General features: G+C 69.2%; 14 protein-coding genes and 1 pseudogene. 11 read left to right on the top strand and 4 right to left on the bottom strand.

Going from position 1 to position 15,323, the window contains the following annotated elements; all coding sequences use genetic code 11:
* Positions 1 to 142: 142 nt before the first annotated feature.
* The 10 genes and pseudogenes from ACFWVP_RS27965 (at position 143) to ACFWVP_RS27920 (ending at position 11,733) form a co-directional block, all read left to right on the top strand.
* On the top strand, positions 143 to 1,300 hold the full coding sequence (locus tag ACFWVP_RS27965) for an ATP-binding protein (RefSeq protein WP_384500732.1): 1,158 nt from the start codon (positions 143 to 145) through the stop codon (positions 1,298 to 1,300).
* 113 nt (positions 1,301 to 1,413) lie between these two features.
* Entirely contained in the window at positions 1,414 to 2,553 is a 1,140-nt protein-coding gene (gene pheS, locus ACFWVP_RS27960; RefSeq protein ID WP_384500731.1) for a phenylalanine--tRNA ligase subunit alpha, read from the top strand.
* Positions 2,553 to 5,105, top strand: coding sequence for a phenylalanine--tRNA ligase subunit beta (pheT, locus tag ACFWVP_RS27955; protein ID WP_384500730.1), 2,553 nt, complete (start codon positions 2,553 to 2,555; stop codon positions 5,103 to 5,105). The genes pheS and pheT overlap by 1 nt, the downstream gene beginning before the upstream one ends.
* A 181-nt stretch (positions 5,106 to 5,286) precedes the next feature.
* Positions 5,287 to 5,483, top strand: a pseudogene (locus ACFWVP_RS27950) (NUDIX hydrolase); the annotation flags it as partial.
* A 196-nt stretch (positions 5,484 to 5,679) separates the two neighbouring features.
* The gene (locus ACFWVP_RS27945) at positions 5,680 to 6,933 is read left to right on the top strand and encodes a hypothetical protein (protein ID WP_384500729.1); all 1,254 of its coding nucleotides are present in this window, start codon (positions 5,680 to 5,682) and stop codon (positions 6,931 to 6,933) included.
* Positions 6,934 to 7,844: 911 nt separating this feature from the next.
* Positions 7,845 to 8,183, top strand: coding sequence for a MerR family transcriptional regulator (locus ACFWVP_RS27940; RefSeq protein WP_384500728.1), 339 nt, complete (start codon positions 7,845 to 7,847; stop codon positions 8,181 to 8,183).
* Between the two features lie 695 nt (positions 8,184 to 8,878).
* Positions 8,879 to 9,082, top strand: coding sequence for a cold-shock protein (locus ACFWVP_RS27935; protein WP_384500727.1), 204 nt, complete (start codon positions 8,879 to 8,881; stop codon positions 9,080 to 9,082).
* A gap of 320 nt (positions 9,083 to 9,402) precedes the next feature.
* Entirely contained in the window at positions 9,403 to 10,914 is a 1,512-nt protein-coding gene (locus tag ACFWVP_RS27930; RefSeq protein ID WP_384500726.1) for a DEAD/DEAH box helicase, read from the top strand.
* Between the two features lie 46 nt (positions 10,915 to 10,960).
* Positions 10,961 to 11,365, top strand: coding sequence for a CBS domain-containing protein (locus tag ACFWVP_RS27925; RefSeq protein ID WP_384500725.1), 405 nt, complete (start codon positions 10,961 to 10,963; stop codon positions 11,363 to 11,365).
* A gap of 56 nt (positions 11,366 to 11,421) precedes the next feature.
* Positions 11,422 to 11,733 carry an SCO5918 family protein gene (locus tag ACFWVP_RS27920; protein ID WP_384500724.1) on the top strand — a complete coding sequence of 104 codons (312 nt, stop codon included), beginning with the start codon at positions 11,422 to 11,424 and terminating at the stop codon, positions 11,731 to 11,733.
* 104 nt (positions 11,734 to 11,837) lie between these two features.
* On the opposite strand, the gene ACFWVP_RS27915 is transcribed toward ACFWVP_RS27920, so the two are convergent.
* The gene (locus tag ACFWVP_RS27915) at positions 11,838 to 12,197 is read right to left on the bottom strand and encodes a hypothetical protein (protein ID WP_366262382.1); all 360 of its coding nucleotides are present in this window, start codon (positions 12,195 to 12,197) and stop codon (positions 11,838 to 11,840) included.
* Between the two features lie 630 nt (positions 12,198 to 12,827).
* On the opposite strand from ACFWVP_RS27915, the gene ACFWVP_RS27910 reads away from it, so the two are divergent.
* Positions 12,828 to 13,178 (top strand): PRC-barrel domain containing protein, encoded by a 351-nt coding sequence (locus ACFWVP_RS27910; protein WP_384500749.1) that lies wholly within the window; start codon positions 12,828 to 12,830, stop codon positions 13,176 to 13,178.
* A 426-nt stretch (positions 13,179 to 13,604) separates the two neighbouring features.
* Here the strand turns inward: ACFWVP_RS27910 and ACFWVP_RS27905 are convergent, their stop codons facing one another.
* The 3 genes from ACFWVP_RS27905 to ACFWVP_RS27895 form a co-directional block, all read right to left on the bottom strand.
* Positions 13,605 to 13,802 (bottom strand): 3-hydroxyacyl-CoA dehydrogenase family protein, encoded by a 198-nt coding sequence (locus tag ACFWVP_RS27905; RefSeq protein ID WP_384500748.1) that lies wholly within the window; start codon positions 13,800 to 13,802, stop codon positions 13,605 to 13,607.
* A 77-nt stretch (positions 13,803 to 13,879) separates the two neighbouring features.
* Positions 13,880 to 14,359, bottom strand: a complete 480-nt coding sequence (locus ACFWVP_RS27900; RefSeq protein ID WP_384500723.1) for a hypothetical protein — start codon at positions 14,357 to 14,359, stop codon at positions 13,880 to 13,882.
* Between the two features lie 294 nt (positions 14,360 to 14,653).
* Positions 14,654 to 15,142 (bottom strand): hypothetical protein, encoded by a 489-nt coding sequence (locus tag ACFWVP_RS27895; protein WP_384500722.1) that lies wholly within the window; start codon positions 15,140 to 15,142, stop codon positions 14,654 to 14,656.
* Positions 15,143 to 15,323: the final 181 nt, after the last annotated feature.

Genomic DNA, 15,323 nt, shown 5'->3' with positions numbered 1-15,323 from the left:
CAGTCCTCCGGGGCCACCCGCCGATCGATACCGGCCACACGGGCCGGTGCGCTCCCGCAGGGTGTCGCTCGCCGTCCGACGCCTAGTAGGGTGACGAACTCGGGGGCCCACTGCACCGGTTCGAGAGGTGGGGTACGGGAATATGGTTGTCGGCATGAGCAGGCCCAGCAGGACACACACGGCCGCTCTGCGCGCCATCGACGGGACGGCCTCCGCGAGCCCGGTCATCGCCACGGACCCGGCCACCGGCCTCGACCCGGACGAGCTGCCCGACGGACTCGTCGTCGCCGACGAGACCGGCCACGTCATCTGCTTCAACAGGGCCGCGGCCAGGATCACCGCCACCCCCCGGGCCGCCGCACTCGGCCGCCCCCTGGAACACGCCCTGCCGCTCGAAGACCTCAAGGGCCGGCGCTGGTGGGACCTGACCGACCCGTACGGCGGGCTCGCCACCCGCGTCGGCCAGCCCGAGCGGAATCTGCTGCTCCCCGGCGGCCGCGAGGTCCTCGTCTCCGCACGCTACGTACGCGACACCCCGACCGGCCCGGTCCGCCGGCTCGTCGTCTCGCTGCGCGGCACCGAGGCCCGCCGCCGCACCGAGCGCAGCCACGCCGAGGTGATCGCCATCGTCGCCCACGAGCTGCGCTCCCCGCTGACCTCCGTCAAGGGGTTCACCGCGACGCTGCTGGCCAAGTGGGAACGGTTCACGGACGACCAGAAGCGGCTCATGCTGGAGACCGTCGACGCCGACGCCAACCGCGTCAACCGGCTCATCGCCGAGCTGCTCGACATCTCCCGCATCGACTCCGGCCGGCTGGAGCTGCGCCGCCAGCCCGTGGACGTCTCGGCCGCCGTCGAACGCCACGTCCAGGCACTCACCGCGAACGGCCAGCCGCCCGACCGCTTCCTCGTACGCACCCGGCAGCCGCTGCCCGACCTCTGGGCCGACCCGGACAAGGTCGACCAGGTCCTCGGCAACCTCCTGGAAAACGCGGTGCGCCACGGCGAGGGAACCGTCACCATTGAGGTCGCCCCCGCGCCCGCGCCGGGCAAGAGCGACGAGATCGGAACGGCAGTCACCGTGAGCGACGAAGGTCCCGGCATCCCCGAGGAGTCGATGGGCCGCGTCTTCACCCGCTTCTGGCGGGGGAGCAAGCGCGGCGGGACCGGCCTGGGCCTCTACATCGTCAAGGGAATCGTCGAGGCACACGGCGGGACGATCACGGTGGACCGAGGACCCGGCGGCGGCGCCGAGTTCCGATTTATCCTGCCCGTGAGCGCCCCGGCCTACCTGGTCTGAGCCGCCCACGGGCTTCTTCGCCTCCCGGCGGCCCGTAGACTCGACTTTTGGCACCTTTGCGTCCTCAGTCGTCGAGCCAGGTCGCCACCAGCCAATCGGAAGCACGGGAAGAGATGTCGGCACCGAACAAGTCGTACGACCCAGTCGAGGTCGAGGCACTGAAACCGGAAGAGATCGAGCGCATGCGGGACGAGGCGTTCGCCGCCTTCGCCGCCGCCGGCGACCTCGACGCGCTCGCCCAGGCGAAGACCGCGCACACCGGTGGTACCTCACCCCTGTCGCTCGCCAACCGCGAGATCGGCGCCCTGCCGCCGCAGGCCAAGGCCGAGGCGGGAAAGCGCGTGGGCCAGGCCCGCGGCGCCGTCTCCAAGGCACTCGCCGCCCGGCAGGCGGAGCTGGAGGCCGAGCGTGACGCCCGCGTGCTGGTCGAGGAGGCGGTGGACGTCACACTGCCCTACGACCGTGTCCCGGCAGGCGCCCGCCACCCCCTGACGACCATCATGGAGCGCGTCGCCGACGTCTTCGTGGCCATGGGCTACGAGATCGCCGAGGGCCCCGAGGCCGAGGCGGAGTGGTTCAACTTCGACGCCCTGAACTTCGTGCCCGACCACCCGGCCCGGCAGATGCAGGACACCTTCTTCGTCCAGGGCACCACGCCCGACGGGAAGCCCACCACGGGCGACGAGTCCGGCATCGTGCTGCGTACGCACACCTCGCCGGTCCAGGCCCGTTCCCTGCTCAGCCGCAAGCCCCCCGTCTACGTGGTCTGCCCCGGCAGGGTCTACCGCACCGACGAGCTCGACGCCACGCACACCCCGGTCTTCCACCAGATCGAGCTGCTCGCCGTCGACGAGGGCCTTACCATGGCCGACCTCAAGGGCACCCTCGACCACATGGTCCAGGCCCTCTTCGGTCCGGACATGAAGACCCGGCTGCGGCCGAACTTCTTCCCGTTCACCGAGCCGTCCGCCGAGATGGACATGGTCTGCTACGTCTGCCGCGGCGAGTCCGTCGGCAACCCCGACCGCCCCTGCCGCACCTGCGGCAGCGAGGGCTGGATCGAGCTCGGCGGCTGCGGCATGGTCAACCCCAAGGTGCTCGTCGCCTGCGGTGTCGACCCCGAGAAGTACAGCGGATTCGCCTTCGGGTTCGGCATCGAGCGGATGCTGATGTTCCGCCACAACGTCGAAGACATGCGAGACATGGTCGAGGGTGACGTCCGGTTCACCCGGCCGTTCGGGATGGAGATCTGATGCGCGTCCCGCTTTCCTGGCTGCGGGAATACGTCGACCTGCCGGCGACCGAGACCGGCCGCGACGTGCAGGCCGAGCTCGTCGCCGTGGGCCTCGAGGTCGAGACCGTCGAGCAGATCGGCGCGGGCCTCAAGGGCCCCCTGGTCGTCGGACAGGTCCTGACGATCGAGGAGCTGGAGGGCTTCAAGAAGCCCATCCGCTTCTGCACCGTCGACGTCGGCTCCGCCAACGGCACCGGCGAACCGCAGGAGATCGTCTGCGGCGCCCGTAACTTCTCCGTCGGCGACAAGGTCGTCGTCGTCCTCCCTGGCGCCGTCCTGCCCGGTGACTTCGCGATCGCCGCGCGCAAGACGTACGGCAGGACGTCGCACGGCATGATCTGCTCCACCGACGAGCTCGGCATGGGCGACGACGGCACGCACGGCATCATCGTGCTGCCGCCCGAGTACGAGCCCGGCACCGACGCGATCGAGCTCCTGGAGCTCGTCGACGAGGTCCTGGACATCGCCGTCACCCCGGACCGGGGCTACTGCCTGTCGATGCGCGGTGTCGCCCGCGAGACCGCCGTCGCGTACGGGCTGCCGCTGCGCGACCCCGCGCTCCTGGACGTGCCCGCGCCGAACGCGTACGGCTACCCGGTCGAGGTGTCCGACCCGATCGGCTGCGGCAACTTCACCGCCCGTACGGTCACCGGCCTGCGGCCCGAGGCCCGCTCCCCGATCTGGATGCGGCGCAGGCTGCAGAAGGCCGGGATGCGCCCGATCTCGCTCGCCGTCGACATCACCAACTACGTGATGCTGGAGCTCGGCCAGCCGCTGCACGCCTACGACCGCACCCGGGTCGACGGGCCCATCGGGGTGCGCCGCGCCGAGCAGGGCGAGAAGCTCACCACGCTCGACGGCACCGCGCGCGTCCTGGACGCCGAGGACCTGGTCATCACCGACAACCGCGGGCCGATCGGCCTCGCGGGCGTCATGGGCGGCGCCCACACGGAGATCGCCGACGTGCGCGCCGAGGAGTCCGGCACCACCGAGGTCGTCATCGAGGCCGCGCACTTCGACTCGATCTCGATCGCCCGCACGGCACGCCGCCACAAGCTGTCCTCCGAGGCGTCCAAGCGCTTCGAGCGCGGCGTCGACCCGAAGGCCGCCGCCGCTGCCGCGCAGCGCGCCGTCGACCTGCTGGTCCTCCTCGCGGGTGGCACGGCGGAGGCGGGTGTCACCGAGTTCAGCGCCCCGTCCGCGCCCCGCACCATCGCGATGCCCGCCGACCACCCGGACAGGGTGGCCGGTGTCCCCTACGGCCGCGAGACCGTCGTACGCCGCCTCCAGCAGGTCGGCTGCGACGTCTACGGGCAGGACGAGCTGATCGTCACCGCGCCGTCCTGGCGCCCCGACCTCGCCGCGCCGAACGACCTGGCCGAAGAGGTCATCCGGCTGGAGGGGTACGAGAACCTCCCCTCCACCCTGCCGACCCCGCCGTCCGGCCGCGGGCTCACCGACCGTCAGCGGCTGCACCGCCGCGTAGGCCGGGCGCTCGCCGGTGCCGGATACGTCGAGGCGCCCAGCTACCCGTTCATCGGCGACGCCGTCCTGGACCAGCTCGGCCTGGACGAGGACGACGCCCGCCGCCGTACGGTCAAGCTCGTCAACCCGCTCTCCGACGAGGAGCCCGCGCTGCGCACCACGCTGCTCCCGGGCCTGCTCGGCGCACTGCGGCGCAACGACGGCCGCGGCAGCCACGACCTCGCGCTCTTCGAGACGGGCCTGGTCTTCATTCCCCAGGCTCTCGGCATCGCTCGAGCAGGGGAGACCCCGCGGACCGGCGAGGAGACGAAGGCCGTACGGCTGCCCGTCGACCGCCGTCCCACCGACGAGGAGATCGCCGGGCTGGACGCGGCACTCCCGCGCCAGCCGCGCCGCGCCGCCGTCGTCCTCGCGGGCGCCCGCGAGCAGGCCGGCTGGTGGGGCAGGGGCCGTCCCGCCGACTGGGCGGACTCCGTCGAGGCGGCCCGCACGATCGCCCGTGAGGCGGGCGTCGAGCTGACCGTCCGCGGCGATCAGCGCGCCCCGTGGCACCCGGGCCGCTGCGCCGCGCTGTACGTCACGGTCAACGGCGAGGAGACCCTCTTCGGACACGCGGGCGAGTTGCACCCCCGCGTCGTCAAGGACCTCCACCTGCCCGAGCGGAGCTGCGCCATGGAGGTCGAGCTCGACGTCCTGGAGCAGGCTGCCGACGGCGCGCTCCAGGCGCCCCGGATCTCCACCTTCCCGGTGGCGACCCAGGACGTCGCGCTCGTCGTCGCCGCGGACGTTCCCGCCGACACGGTGGAGAACGCCCTGCGTGACGGCGCCGGAGAACTCCTCGAATCGCTACGGCTGTTCGACGTCTTCACCGGCGACCAGATCGGCGAGGGCAAGAAGTCCCTGGCGTACGCCCTGCGGTTCCGCGCCGCGGACCGGACGCTGACCGTCGAGGAGGCCTCGGCCGCCCGCGACACCGCGGTCGCCCTGGCCACCGAGCGCACCGGCGCGGTGCTGCGCGGCGCGTAACACCCGCGCACACCGAGGGGCAGCAGTCCCCCCCCCCGGCACACCGAGGGGCAGCAGTACCACGCACACCGAGAGGGGGCGTGTCCGGCCACCGGACACGCCCCTTCCTCCTGTCCCGCCGGACGGCACCTCGACCACTTCGTCATCCCTGCCCCGACGCCGCGGCGACGGTCGTCAACGAGGCCAACGAGGTGCCCGGCACCATCTCTTCCGGGCGCGGGAGGCGACGTACACCGGGCCACCGGAGGACGGCTTCGAGTCCTCGCGCCGCGAGTGGAATCGCTCAAGCTCGTGCCCGACATGATCGCGCGCGGCGAGATCCCGGCGGCCAACATGGCGGCAGGACTGCTGACGCTACGTCATATGCTGTTGGGCTGACCGCATATGGAGGACGGCCGGGATGCCCCCAGCCGGCCCTCCGCGTACGGCGGTGCGGCGCGGCGGGTGCCGTCGGACCAGGCCTCCGGCAGCGCCGATTCGAGGCTTACAATCGGTCGATAATTGCAGGTCGGAGGTGGTTCGGTGCCATCCGGCCGACCTGGCTGGACAGCCGTGTGTGACAGAGGTGAGGGGGGTGGGCGCGGTGGGAATCCACCTACGTCGGGCCGGGGAGTACGTCAGGCCCGCCGGCCGCATTCTGCTCGACGACTACGGTCGTACGGAGGGGGAGTACTACGCCCCCGGGACGTACCACCACCAGGATTCGCTGAGCAGATTCCGGGCCGGCCAAAAGGTCGAGGCCGAGCTCGTGCCCGAGCCGTCCAATCCGTGGGACGCGCGGGCGGTCGCCTATGACGTGGACGGGCACAGGGTCGCCTACCTGCCCACCACCGCCGCGAAGATGTGGCACGACGTCGTGCGCGGATGGAACGCCGCCGGCTTCGCGGTGTACGTCGCGGCGAAGGTGAACAGCTGGGAGGGCGACGGCGAGGCCCGGTTCGGTCTCACCGTACCCAAGTGGGGCTGGCAGAACCTCCTGGCCATGGCCGAGGCGGCGGGCCTGAGAGCGGCCTCGGAAGCCGCCGTGGAGGGACTGCCCCAGGAGCAGCGCCTCCGCATGAGGGAGGACGGCGGCTACACCCCGGGCGAGCCCTCCCTGAGGGCTCTGCGCAGGAAGCGCGAGCAGTACCCCATGTTCGCGTGGGGCGGGACGCGCGACGGCGATCTGAGCGAGCGGATGCCGTTCTGGTACGGATACTTCGTCCGCGAGCAGATGCGTGAGGAGGAGGAACTACTCCGCTGCGCAAGATCTGTGAAGTCCGCCCTGACGCGCGGGTTCAGGGACGAGATCGGCCGGCGGAAGGAACGGGAACGCGAGCAGGAGCGTCTGCGGCGCCGAGCACAGGAGGAGCAGGCGCTCCGACTGCAGGGCGAGGGCCGGCGGAACCGGGAGATCGCCGAGGAGCTGGCCCTGACCCCCAAGCAGGTCGAGAACCTTCTCCGCCGTGCCCGGAAGGCGGAGGGGATCACGCTCCGGCACAACGAGGACCTGCGGGCCGAGCGACATCGTGCGGCGGCGGATGCCCTGCGGCACAGGAAATCCGGCATGACGAGGGCGCAGATCGCGCACGCCATGGGCCGATCGGTCGATTCGGTGAAGGACCTTCTGCAGGACGCGGTCTTCTACGACGCACCCGAAGACCATCCGGAGCGGCTGGCACTGGCACGGCACTGCACCGAACTCCGCGGCGCAGGCCTCGCGAAGGACGAGGTCCTGGCGAAGCTCGGGGTCACCAGGGCGAAGGGACTCCGGGCCTTCCGGGACGCTTCCTTCCTCGGAACCGACGTGCGCGAGGCGAGGGACGAGGCGGTCCTGTCCGGCGGCTGACCCCGGGGAAGGAGGTTCCGCGCGGTCTCCCGAGCGCCGGCGACGGTTCCTTGGAGGGGCAGGTGAGACGTCGGGGCTCATCGTGTCCATCAGCTCACCCTGGTAGGCGCAGCCGGCGATGGTGGTCGCGGGTTGCGGCCCTGGTCGGGTGCAAGGGCCCTGGCCGGGATGCCCCCGGCGGCGCCCCGCCCATGGCCCAGGCAGACAGTCTTCCTGGCTAGCGTCTGAAAATCTGTGCTGGCTGAGGTAGACATTGAAGTGCAGGGTGGTTATGGTTTCTCTCGTACCCAAGAAGGACAGCGGGGCCTGGCAGAGATGAACTGCCGGGCAGCAGCAGTCAGCAGTCGCAGTGTGCAGGTCGGTGCGGTGGTGGAGTTCCGAAGCCGGGGTTTTGCAGGATGGCGACGGGGCTGGCGACCGGACCGGGTGGCCCGCAGTTTTCAGGGGCCGCCGTAGCAGAACCGCAGGACATGAGTGCAGTCCGCAGTACCAGCGGTCCCTCGGTAAATGGCGTCAGGCTGCGGCGCGCGTACCGGGAAGTTCGTCAGTGGGGTTCCAAGCCGGAGCAGATGCAGGACGGGCGACGGGGCTGGCTGGCGAAGTGGCGCTGTGAGAGGCCACCAGGAGTACGGAAGTAGTTTGTCCAGAGGGAAAGAACGGAGGAGTTGAGCGCCATCAGGATCGCCCGGGCGGACGTATTGGGCCCGGGTACCGCAGGACATCGTGAGTGAGGTGGTCTCCGGTCAAGCAACCGCGATCCCCGCTACCACCGGACCTCTTCCCGGCAGGTATGCGGAAACACAGAGCCGGCGTAGCCGATCAAGGCCGGCTGATGGTGTAGCAGTTCCTTCGGGGCCCTGGTGCCAATGGCACCAGGGCCCCTCCGACGCGTGTTCCACAGGAAGGTACAGATGACAGCAGACGACTCGTTCGGCCGACTCGACGACGACGACTACCCCGCCTACACCATGGGCCGGGCAGCCGAGATGCTCAACACCACACAAGGGTTCCTCCGTGCCATCGGCGAAGCCCGCCTCATCACCCCCCTGCGCTCTGCGGGCGGGCATCGCCGCTACTCCCGCTACCAGCTCCGCATCGCCGCCCGCGCCCGCGAACTCGTCGACGGCGGCACCCCGATCGAGGCCGCCTGCCGCATCGTCATCCTCGAGGACCAACTCGAGGAAGCCCAGCGCATCAACGCCGAACACCACCGAGACAGCAAGCCGCCCAGCACGCCGACCTCGGTCTGAAGCCCTGCGCGCGTCCGGTGGGAAACCGGCAGGTGTCCGCCCCGCCTGCCGGAAGCCCGCTCAAGGTCCGTTCCCTCCTGCGGTTGTCATGCTCGAAAGGATGCTCTCGTCTTCGGCGAGGATGCTCTGTCGTGTCGCTGCCGCCTCGCGCAAGATGTCCATCGGCTGGCCGGGGCGGCGTCCGTGGGGCGGCTTCAACACGGTGAGGGTTTCGGCCGCAGAGCCAGGGAAGCTCCCCGGACGGGTACCGCCCAGTTCGTGACCGTGCCTTCGGGCTACCGTGAGCTCCTGACTGGTCAGGCCGTGATGTGTGACGATATCCCGGGTTGGACAGTCCCAGCCCACGAACATCGGCCGCGCTTCCGTGCTGCTGGGCAGCGGGTGTCCTGCAACGCTGCGCTCGGGGCAGGCCGATATCTACGGCCACGGCGTGAGGGTTCGATGCGCCGCGCCGGGAGTGTTTTTACCGCGGCGAAGAGAGCGGAATTGTTCACCGTACGCGGACCATTACGACATGCTACTGTCGATCTCAGTTGCAGTTGTGGTTCCCAAAACTTCAAGCTTCTGCGTGGGTATTTTCGATCCGTGGAAGCTTCATTGTATTTCCGGTTTTTCTCCGGGCGGGGCATCATCGCGGCGACGCGGCGTCCGTATATGACGGATCCCGACGTACCTGCCCCCGAAGGAGACATGACATGTCGTCAGGCACTGTGAAGTGGTTCAACGCGGCCAAGGGTTTCGGCTTCATCGAGCAGGACGGTGGCGGCGCTGACGTGTTCGCCCACTTCTCGAACATCGCCGCCCAGGGTTTCCGCGAGCTGCTCGAAGGCCAGAAAGTCACCTTCGACATCGCACCGAGCCAGAAGGGCCCGACGGCCGAGAACATCGTTCCCGCCTGACGCTGCCGCGCACTTCGTAGCTGGGGCCCGCATCCTTCGGGTGCGGGCCCCAGCTCCGGGCATTCTCCGGGAGTGGTGCCACCTGCGGTGGAATCTCCGCCCGCAGAACCTTGCTGCCCACCCCTTCCGGGTCCACCCATCGGTGGAACTGGATTCCTCGCCCATATGGGCGTCACTCATTCCATGGTCTGCATCCCGCTCCGGGAGCATTCGCAGGTCTTTTTAATTTCGCATTCCGCTCGGCCCGTTCTTGTGATTCCCCGCGCTGTTCTTCCGCTGCGAGAATTCCTTGATACGTGCCGTATCAAGGAAGGTTCTGAATGAACCCCACACGTACGAACAGTCGCTCTTCCCGCAGCCGCGCCGCCGACTCCGGCCGGGGCGGTAGCCGCTTCAACTCGACCGCCTCGACCCGTTCCGCTGCCCCGGCCCGTTCCGGCGGTTCGGGCCGCTCGGCCGGCAATGGGCGGCGGCCCGCCGCGGTTCAGGGCGAGTTCGCCCTGCCGGTCACGGTCACTCCCGCGCTGCCCGCCGTCGAGGCGTTCGCCGACCTCGACATGCCGGGGCAGCTGCTGGCGGCGCTGACCGCCCAGGGGGTGAGCGTTCCTTTCCCGATTCAGGGGGCGACCCTGCCCAACACCCTCGCGGGCCGCGACGCCCTGGGACGTGGGCGCACCGGCTCCGGCAAGACCCTCGCCTTCGGCCTGGCCCTGCTGGCCCGTACCGCCGGTCAGCGTGCCGAGCCCCGACAGCCGCTGGCCCTGGTCCTCGTGCCGACGCGTGAGCTGGCCCAGCAGGTGACCGAGGCCCTGGCCCCGTACGCCCGCTCGGTGAGGCTGCGCATGGCCACCGTCGTCGGCGGCATGTCGATCGGCCGGCAGGCCAACGCGCTGCGTGCCGGCGCCGAGGTCGTCGTGGCGACGCCGGGCCGGCTCAAGGACCTCATCGATCGCGGTGACTGCCAACTCGACCAAGTCGCGATCACCGTGCTGGACGAGGCCGATCAGATGGCTGACATGGGCTTCATGCCCCAGGTCACCGCACTTCTGGACCAGGTCCGCCCCGAGGGCCAGCGGATGCTGTTCTCCGCCACCCTGGACCGTAACGTCGACCGCCTGGTCCGCCGCTACCTCACCGACCCGGTCGTCCACTCCGTCGACCCCTCCGCCGGTGCGGTCACCACGATGGAGCACCACGTGCTCCACGTGCACGGCGCGGACAAGAACCGTACGACCACCGAGATCGCAGCCCGCGACGGCCGGGTGATCATGTTCCTGGACACCAAGCGGGCCGTGGACAAGCTCACCGATCACCTGCTGGCCAGCGGTGTGAGGGCCGCCGCCCTGCACGGCGGGAAGGCTCAGTCGCAGCGCACCCGGACCCTGACCCAGTTCAAGACCGGGCACGTCACCGTGCTCGTGGCCACGAACGTCGCCGCCCGCGGCATCCACGTCGACAACCTCGACCTCGTCGTCAACGTCGACCCGCCGACCGACCACAAGGACTACCTCCACCGCGGCGGCCGAACCGCACGCGCGGGGGAGTCCGGCAGCGTCGTCACCCTCGTCACCCCCAACCAGCGCCGCGACATGACCCGCCTCATGACCGCCGCCGGCATCGTGCCCCAGACCACCCAGGTCCGCTCCGGCGAAGAGGCACTCGGCCGCATCACAGGCGCCCGGACCCCCTCCGGCATTGCCGTGACGATCACCGCGCCGGTGGCCGCTCGGCGTGAGCGCAGCCGTGGCGCATCCTCTCGCGGCCGGCGCAGCCCCGCCTCCGCGGCCCGGCGCGTGAGCGCGCACCAGTCCTCCTTCGATGCCGCTGCCTGAGAACTTCGTGATCCGGAAACTCACCCACCTCTGCAGGAGGCACCTTTTGACGCTGGTTCAGATGCAACCGGGCTCGACGGACGCCACGCCCGCCGGCAGGACGGTGGCCGACGCCATGGACGCCGCCGGGCCGCAGGTCTGTGGCGACATGACCGTCGAGGTGGCCCTGGCAGTCATGGCCAGTGCCCGCACCGGGTATCTGCCCGTCTGTGACGACAACGGTCTGTGTACCGGCCTGGTCACCCGGGCTCAGCTCGCGGCAGTTCGTGACGGCTCCGCGTACTCGGACAGGGTTCAGCTACGGGACATCCTCGGCGACCGAGGGCCGTTCACCTCACCGGTGACCACCATGGCCGAAGCCGGGCACATGATGCGTTACGGCGACGTCGACGCCCTGCCTGTGGTCGACGAACACGGCAGTGCCCTGGGCGTCCTCGCCCGCGCCTGCTGAGCCGTCCCGGCCGCGGCAGAACCATTCCCTCTTCTTTCCTCTTCCTGTGAGGCATCATGCGCTGTGTCATCGCCCGCTTCCCGTTCGACCTCACCAGGAGTGGCGTCCTGGAATCGATGAAGGGCATCAAGCCCGAGCAGGCATCCGGCGAGTCCGTGATCATCGGCCGACGCACCTACCCCGTCAAACAGGTCGGGCAGGTCGTCACACGCCAGGACCGCCGGGACTTCAGCGCAGGAGAAGTCCTGCGGGCCATGACCCAGCTCGGCTTCACCTGTCGCGACCTGGCACCGGCTCCCGCGCCCACTCGGGTTCCCAACCCGTTGCAGCAGGCTTCCGCGATGCTCGGCGCCCCTGTGGCTGCCTGACCGACGGGCAGGCGCGAGTCGCCGGTAAACAGTGGTGAGGGTCCGGCCGGCGCACTCCGGCCGGACCCTCACCGCGTATCGAGGTGTCCCGGCGCGGCAAGGGGTCAGTGGTCGGAGTAGCTGAAGTCGCCCATCGTCCAGGCGCTGACGTCCTCGATCGCGACCCGGTACATCCCACCTGTCTCCGGGATCCCCACCGTGCCCTGCAGAATCCGAGCCACGTGGAAGTGCAGATGCGTGGGCGGCCCTTCCTCGGGTGCGGCGGTGGTGAACATGGCGGAGAAGTCGCCCAGGTGGGCCGAGTCCGCTAGGACCTCCGACACCCGTTGCCTCCAGACGGCTTCGGGAGCCAGCCGACCGGTGATGACAGCACCACCGGCGACCACGGTCAGAGGCATCTGATTGCTGCGCCCGGATTCCACCAGGGCGGCAACGTCAACAAGCAGCGCGTCATGCTTCGACATGAGGCCGATTATATTCGCCGGCCATCGGCCCGCGTTCCCGCGGTGCCGTTCCGGGCAGGACGGCGCTGAGGCGCTGTCGTCGAAGGCGCGGAACCGCCCTGTGAGTGGCACGGCAGCCAAGATATCTCCACCCCCCCTGTGGCCGCCTGGTCAGAAGGGAGACGAGTCGGCTTACGGGACGTACTCCCGTTCATCGCCTCGTCGGGGGCCTGCCCTCGGGCGCGAGCCGGGCTGCAGGAATGTCTGCCGCGCGCTCGGTCCGGAAGACGAGGGCCGGCTCTGCGCCTCCCACTGCCCGGCCGGCGCGCTGCGGTTCGATTCGGCCCCGCGATCATTCGCCACACGTGCCGGAACGAATCCTTCACCCCCTCTCCGGATGCAGCTTCCGTACTCCCTCCTGCCGCCGCCGGCCCGCCTCTCGCGCAACGGCTGCCTCCGCCGACGGCCTTGACGATCGTGGAGGCCGGCACCCAGCCCGCTTCGCCGGCAGCCGACTTGGCCTGCCCGCGCGCCGACCGTCGCCCTGGATGCCTGATTGCGCGGCACGTGGCAGGGAAGGAAGAGATCGTCGTAGGAGACCAGGCCACCGTCCGCGGTCGGCCGGGATGAAGGGCTGGGTCTGTGAGCACTATGTGGATGTACACGCAGGACAGCGGTCACACGCACGGCCTGTCGCTGGTGGGCTTCGCTGTCGAGGCCGCGGACGGGGCCATCGGCCACGTGGACCGTCAACAGGATCAGCCCGGCATGCAGCACCTCGTCGTGGACACCGGTGTGTGGAAGTTCGGCAGAAGCGTGCTCGTCCCTGCCGGTGCCGTCATCGCCATCGACCTCAGGACGCAGACGGTGAAGGTCGCACCGTCCCGGGAGGAAATCAAAGCCGCTCCCCGATTCACCACCGACAGCGAGACAGGTGATACCGAATACCTGTCCGCGGTCGGCGACTACTACCTCTCTCTCCACTCCGCGCCCCTTCGCTGAACGGCGCACCCGACGAGGCCCACCTGCCCGGGAGAACCGGTACCCCACGGCGACGTCCATCGGCCCTGGCACGGCTGCCTTCGCAGCTTCGGTCCGGCTGCCCGGCGCGTGACCGCGGCGGTGCGGGCGAGGCGGTTGACCATGGGCCGGCCGAAGCCGCCGCCGGAACCGGTCAAGCCGGGTGTCCGCGTGCGCGGCCATCGCGGGGTGGTGTCGTCGACAGCGACCTCGATGGCGTCGGGGTGAGGGTTCAGACGGGGCGTGAAGGTGCCCTCGCCGTGGCGCGGGGCGTTGGCGACGAGCCCGGAGACCACCAGGACGAGGGTGTCCGCACTTCCGGACAGGGCGTCGGGACGAGGCGGCCGGTGAAGGCCTGGGCAACCCGGCGGGCCCGGCGGCGTGAGCGCCGGGCCCGCGGACGGGCGGTCAGCCGTACGGGTAGAAGCCCGAGCCCGTCTTCCGGCCGAGGCGGCCCGCGTCCACCATGCGCTGGAGCAGCGGGGGAGCGGCGTACAGGGGCTCCTTGTACTCCGCGTACAAACCATCGGCGCTGCGTAGACAGGCTTGCCACCCAGACCGCCATCCAACACCCTCGCCAGGACAAAAGGCTCTTTGAGGGTCCAAACTGATTGGCAATGCTTCGAGCCGGCCCTGTAACCGCTTCTCCCGGCCCGGCCTTCTGCATCAAGGGTGGTAGCGGCTCAGCCAAGCACGGTGTCGATATCGATGGATCCGGGGTCCCAGTGACTCTCACCCGGGACGTGCTGGTGCCCGCACCACCCCGAGAACCGCTTCCAGTCCGCTACCGACATGCGGTTGCCGGGGCGTGAACTTACCCCGGCCTCGTCCAGGAACGTCCGGCCCGATGTCCGCGGAATCGGAACGAGCGACTCGATGTCGCGAATGACCTCCCGGGTGAATGCCAGCTTTTCCGGAGCCCAGGTCGGGGTCTGTGCGGCGAAACCCACGATCTCGATCTGCACACACCGCGCTGCGTTCGCAGGGGTCGCCGCGTCCGACAATGCCCGAGCGCCGGTGTTCAGAGAGTGGTGCTGGACCACGCGGAGCGTATTCGGATCGATTGTGAGGGTGGGCCAGAAGTTGGTGGCGCGGAAGGTTTGCAAGGCGCCGTCGATCGTTGGCCCCTCAGTTGTGTGAAGAACCTCGACCCAAAAGTCCATACACCGGCCTGACCCTCCACCAGGTCCTGGACTCCCTCCAAGACCTGCTGAAGGGCTGGACCGGCACCTGCCCCCCGTAAGGCGCCCGAACTCCGAAGGTCTTATCCGAGGCCTGTGAAAGCTCTCGTTCCAGCCTGGTGATTCACGGCTTCAGCAATTGCTCAAAATTGCTCACCGGCGTTCCGTGGCGCACGCTTGAGCTCTCGATGATGGCCTCCTTGAGGATGTCAATTTTCACATCCTCAACGTTACGCGGAGACGCTACGTCGGGCGTGTGCTCGCAGTTCCACACGATTACGTCGAGAAAACTGGAGATTTGAGCTGCCGCCCCAAAAAAAGAAGCACCTGAGAAATTGCCGGATAAGGCGTGAAGGCAGGATTGGCAAGCCAGTCACGCAGAGTGGCCTCAGGGGCACTGAAGTCCACGCCCATTCTGCTCAGCGCCTGAATCACATCAGAGGTGACGGGCGGTACCACCGGAGGGGGCGTGGCCCCATCAGCCGGGATTAGATGCCAATCGCAGAAGAGGGTGTAGTCGGCTCCTTTCTGTTTGACGGGAAGTGCCTGTTCTGTTCCGATACCTGGCTGCAGCGCGGCAAGTGTCGGATTGGCAATTTCCAACTCCACCGGGATGGGCTTGGAGACGCCGTTCCTCAGCCCTTCGCTGACTTCCTCGATGAATGCATCAAAGGCGGCACCGGCGAGGAGGGCCAAACCAGCAGCCCCCACCGGACCTGCTAGCGCACCCAGCGTCGCTCCGCCAGCTGCGGCAGCATCCGTCACTGCTTCTTAGGCCGCCTCGCCGTATCCTTATAGATGTCATCGAACGATTCCGCGAGACTTGAATTATCCTCTTCCACGAACATCAGCGTCGTGGTGTACTTGTGCGGCCATGCGCCCGCCTTCTGGAGATCAAATTCCACGAGTGCGAATGGGCTGCTCCTCCAGCTCGCGCGATGGTCCT

Source organism: Streptomyces sp. NPDC058637 (assembly GCF_042717325.1).
Taxonomy (GTDB): domain Bacteria; phylum Actinomycetota; class Actinomycetes; order Streptomycetales; family Streptomycetaceae; genus Streptomyces.
Note: the sequence above shows the minus strand (reverse complement) of the source record. Positions and strands in the feature narration are given on the sequence as shown.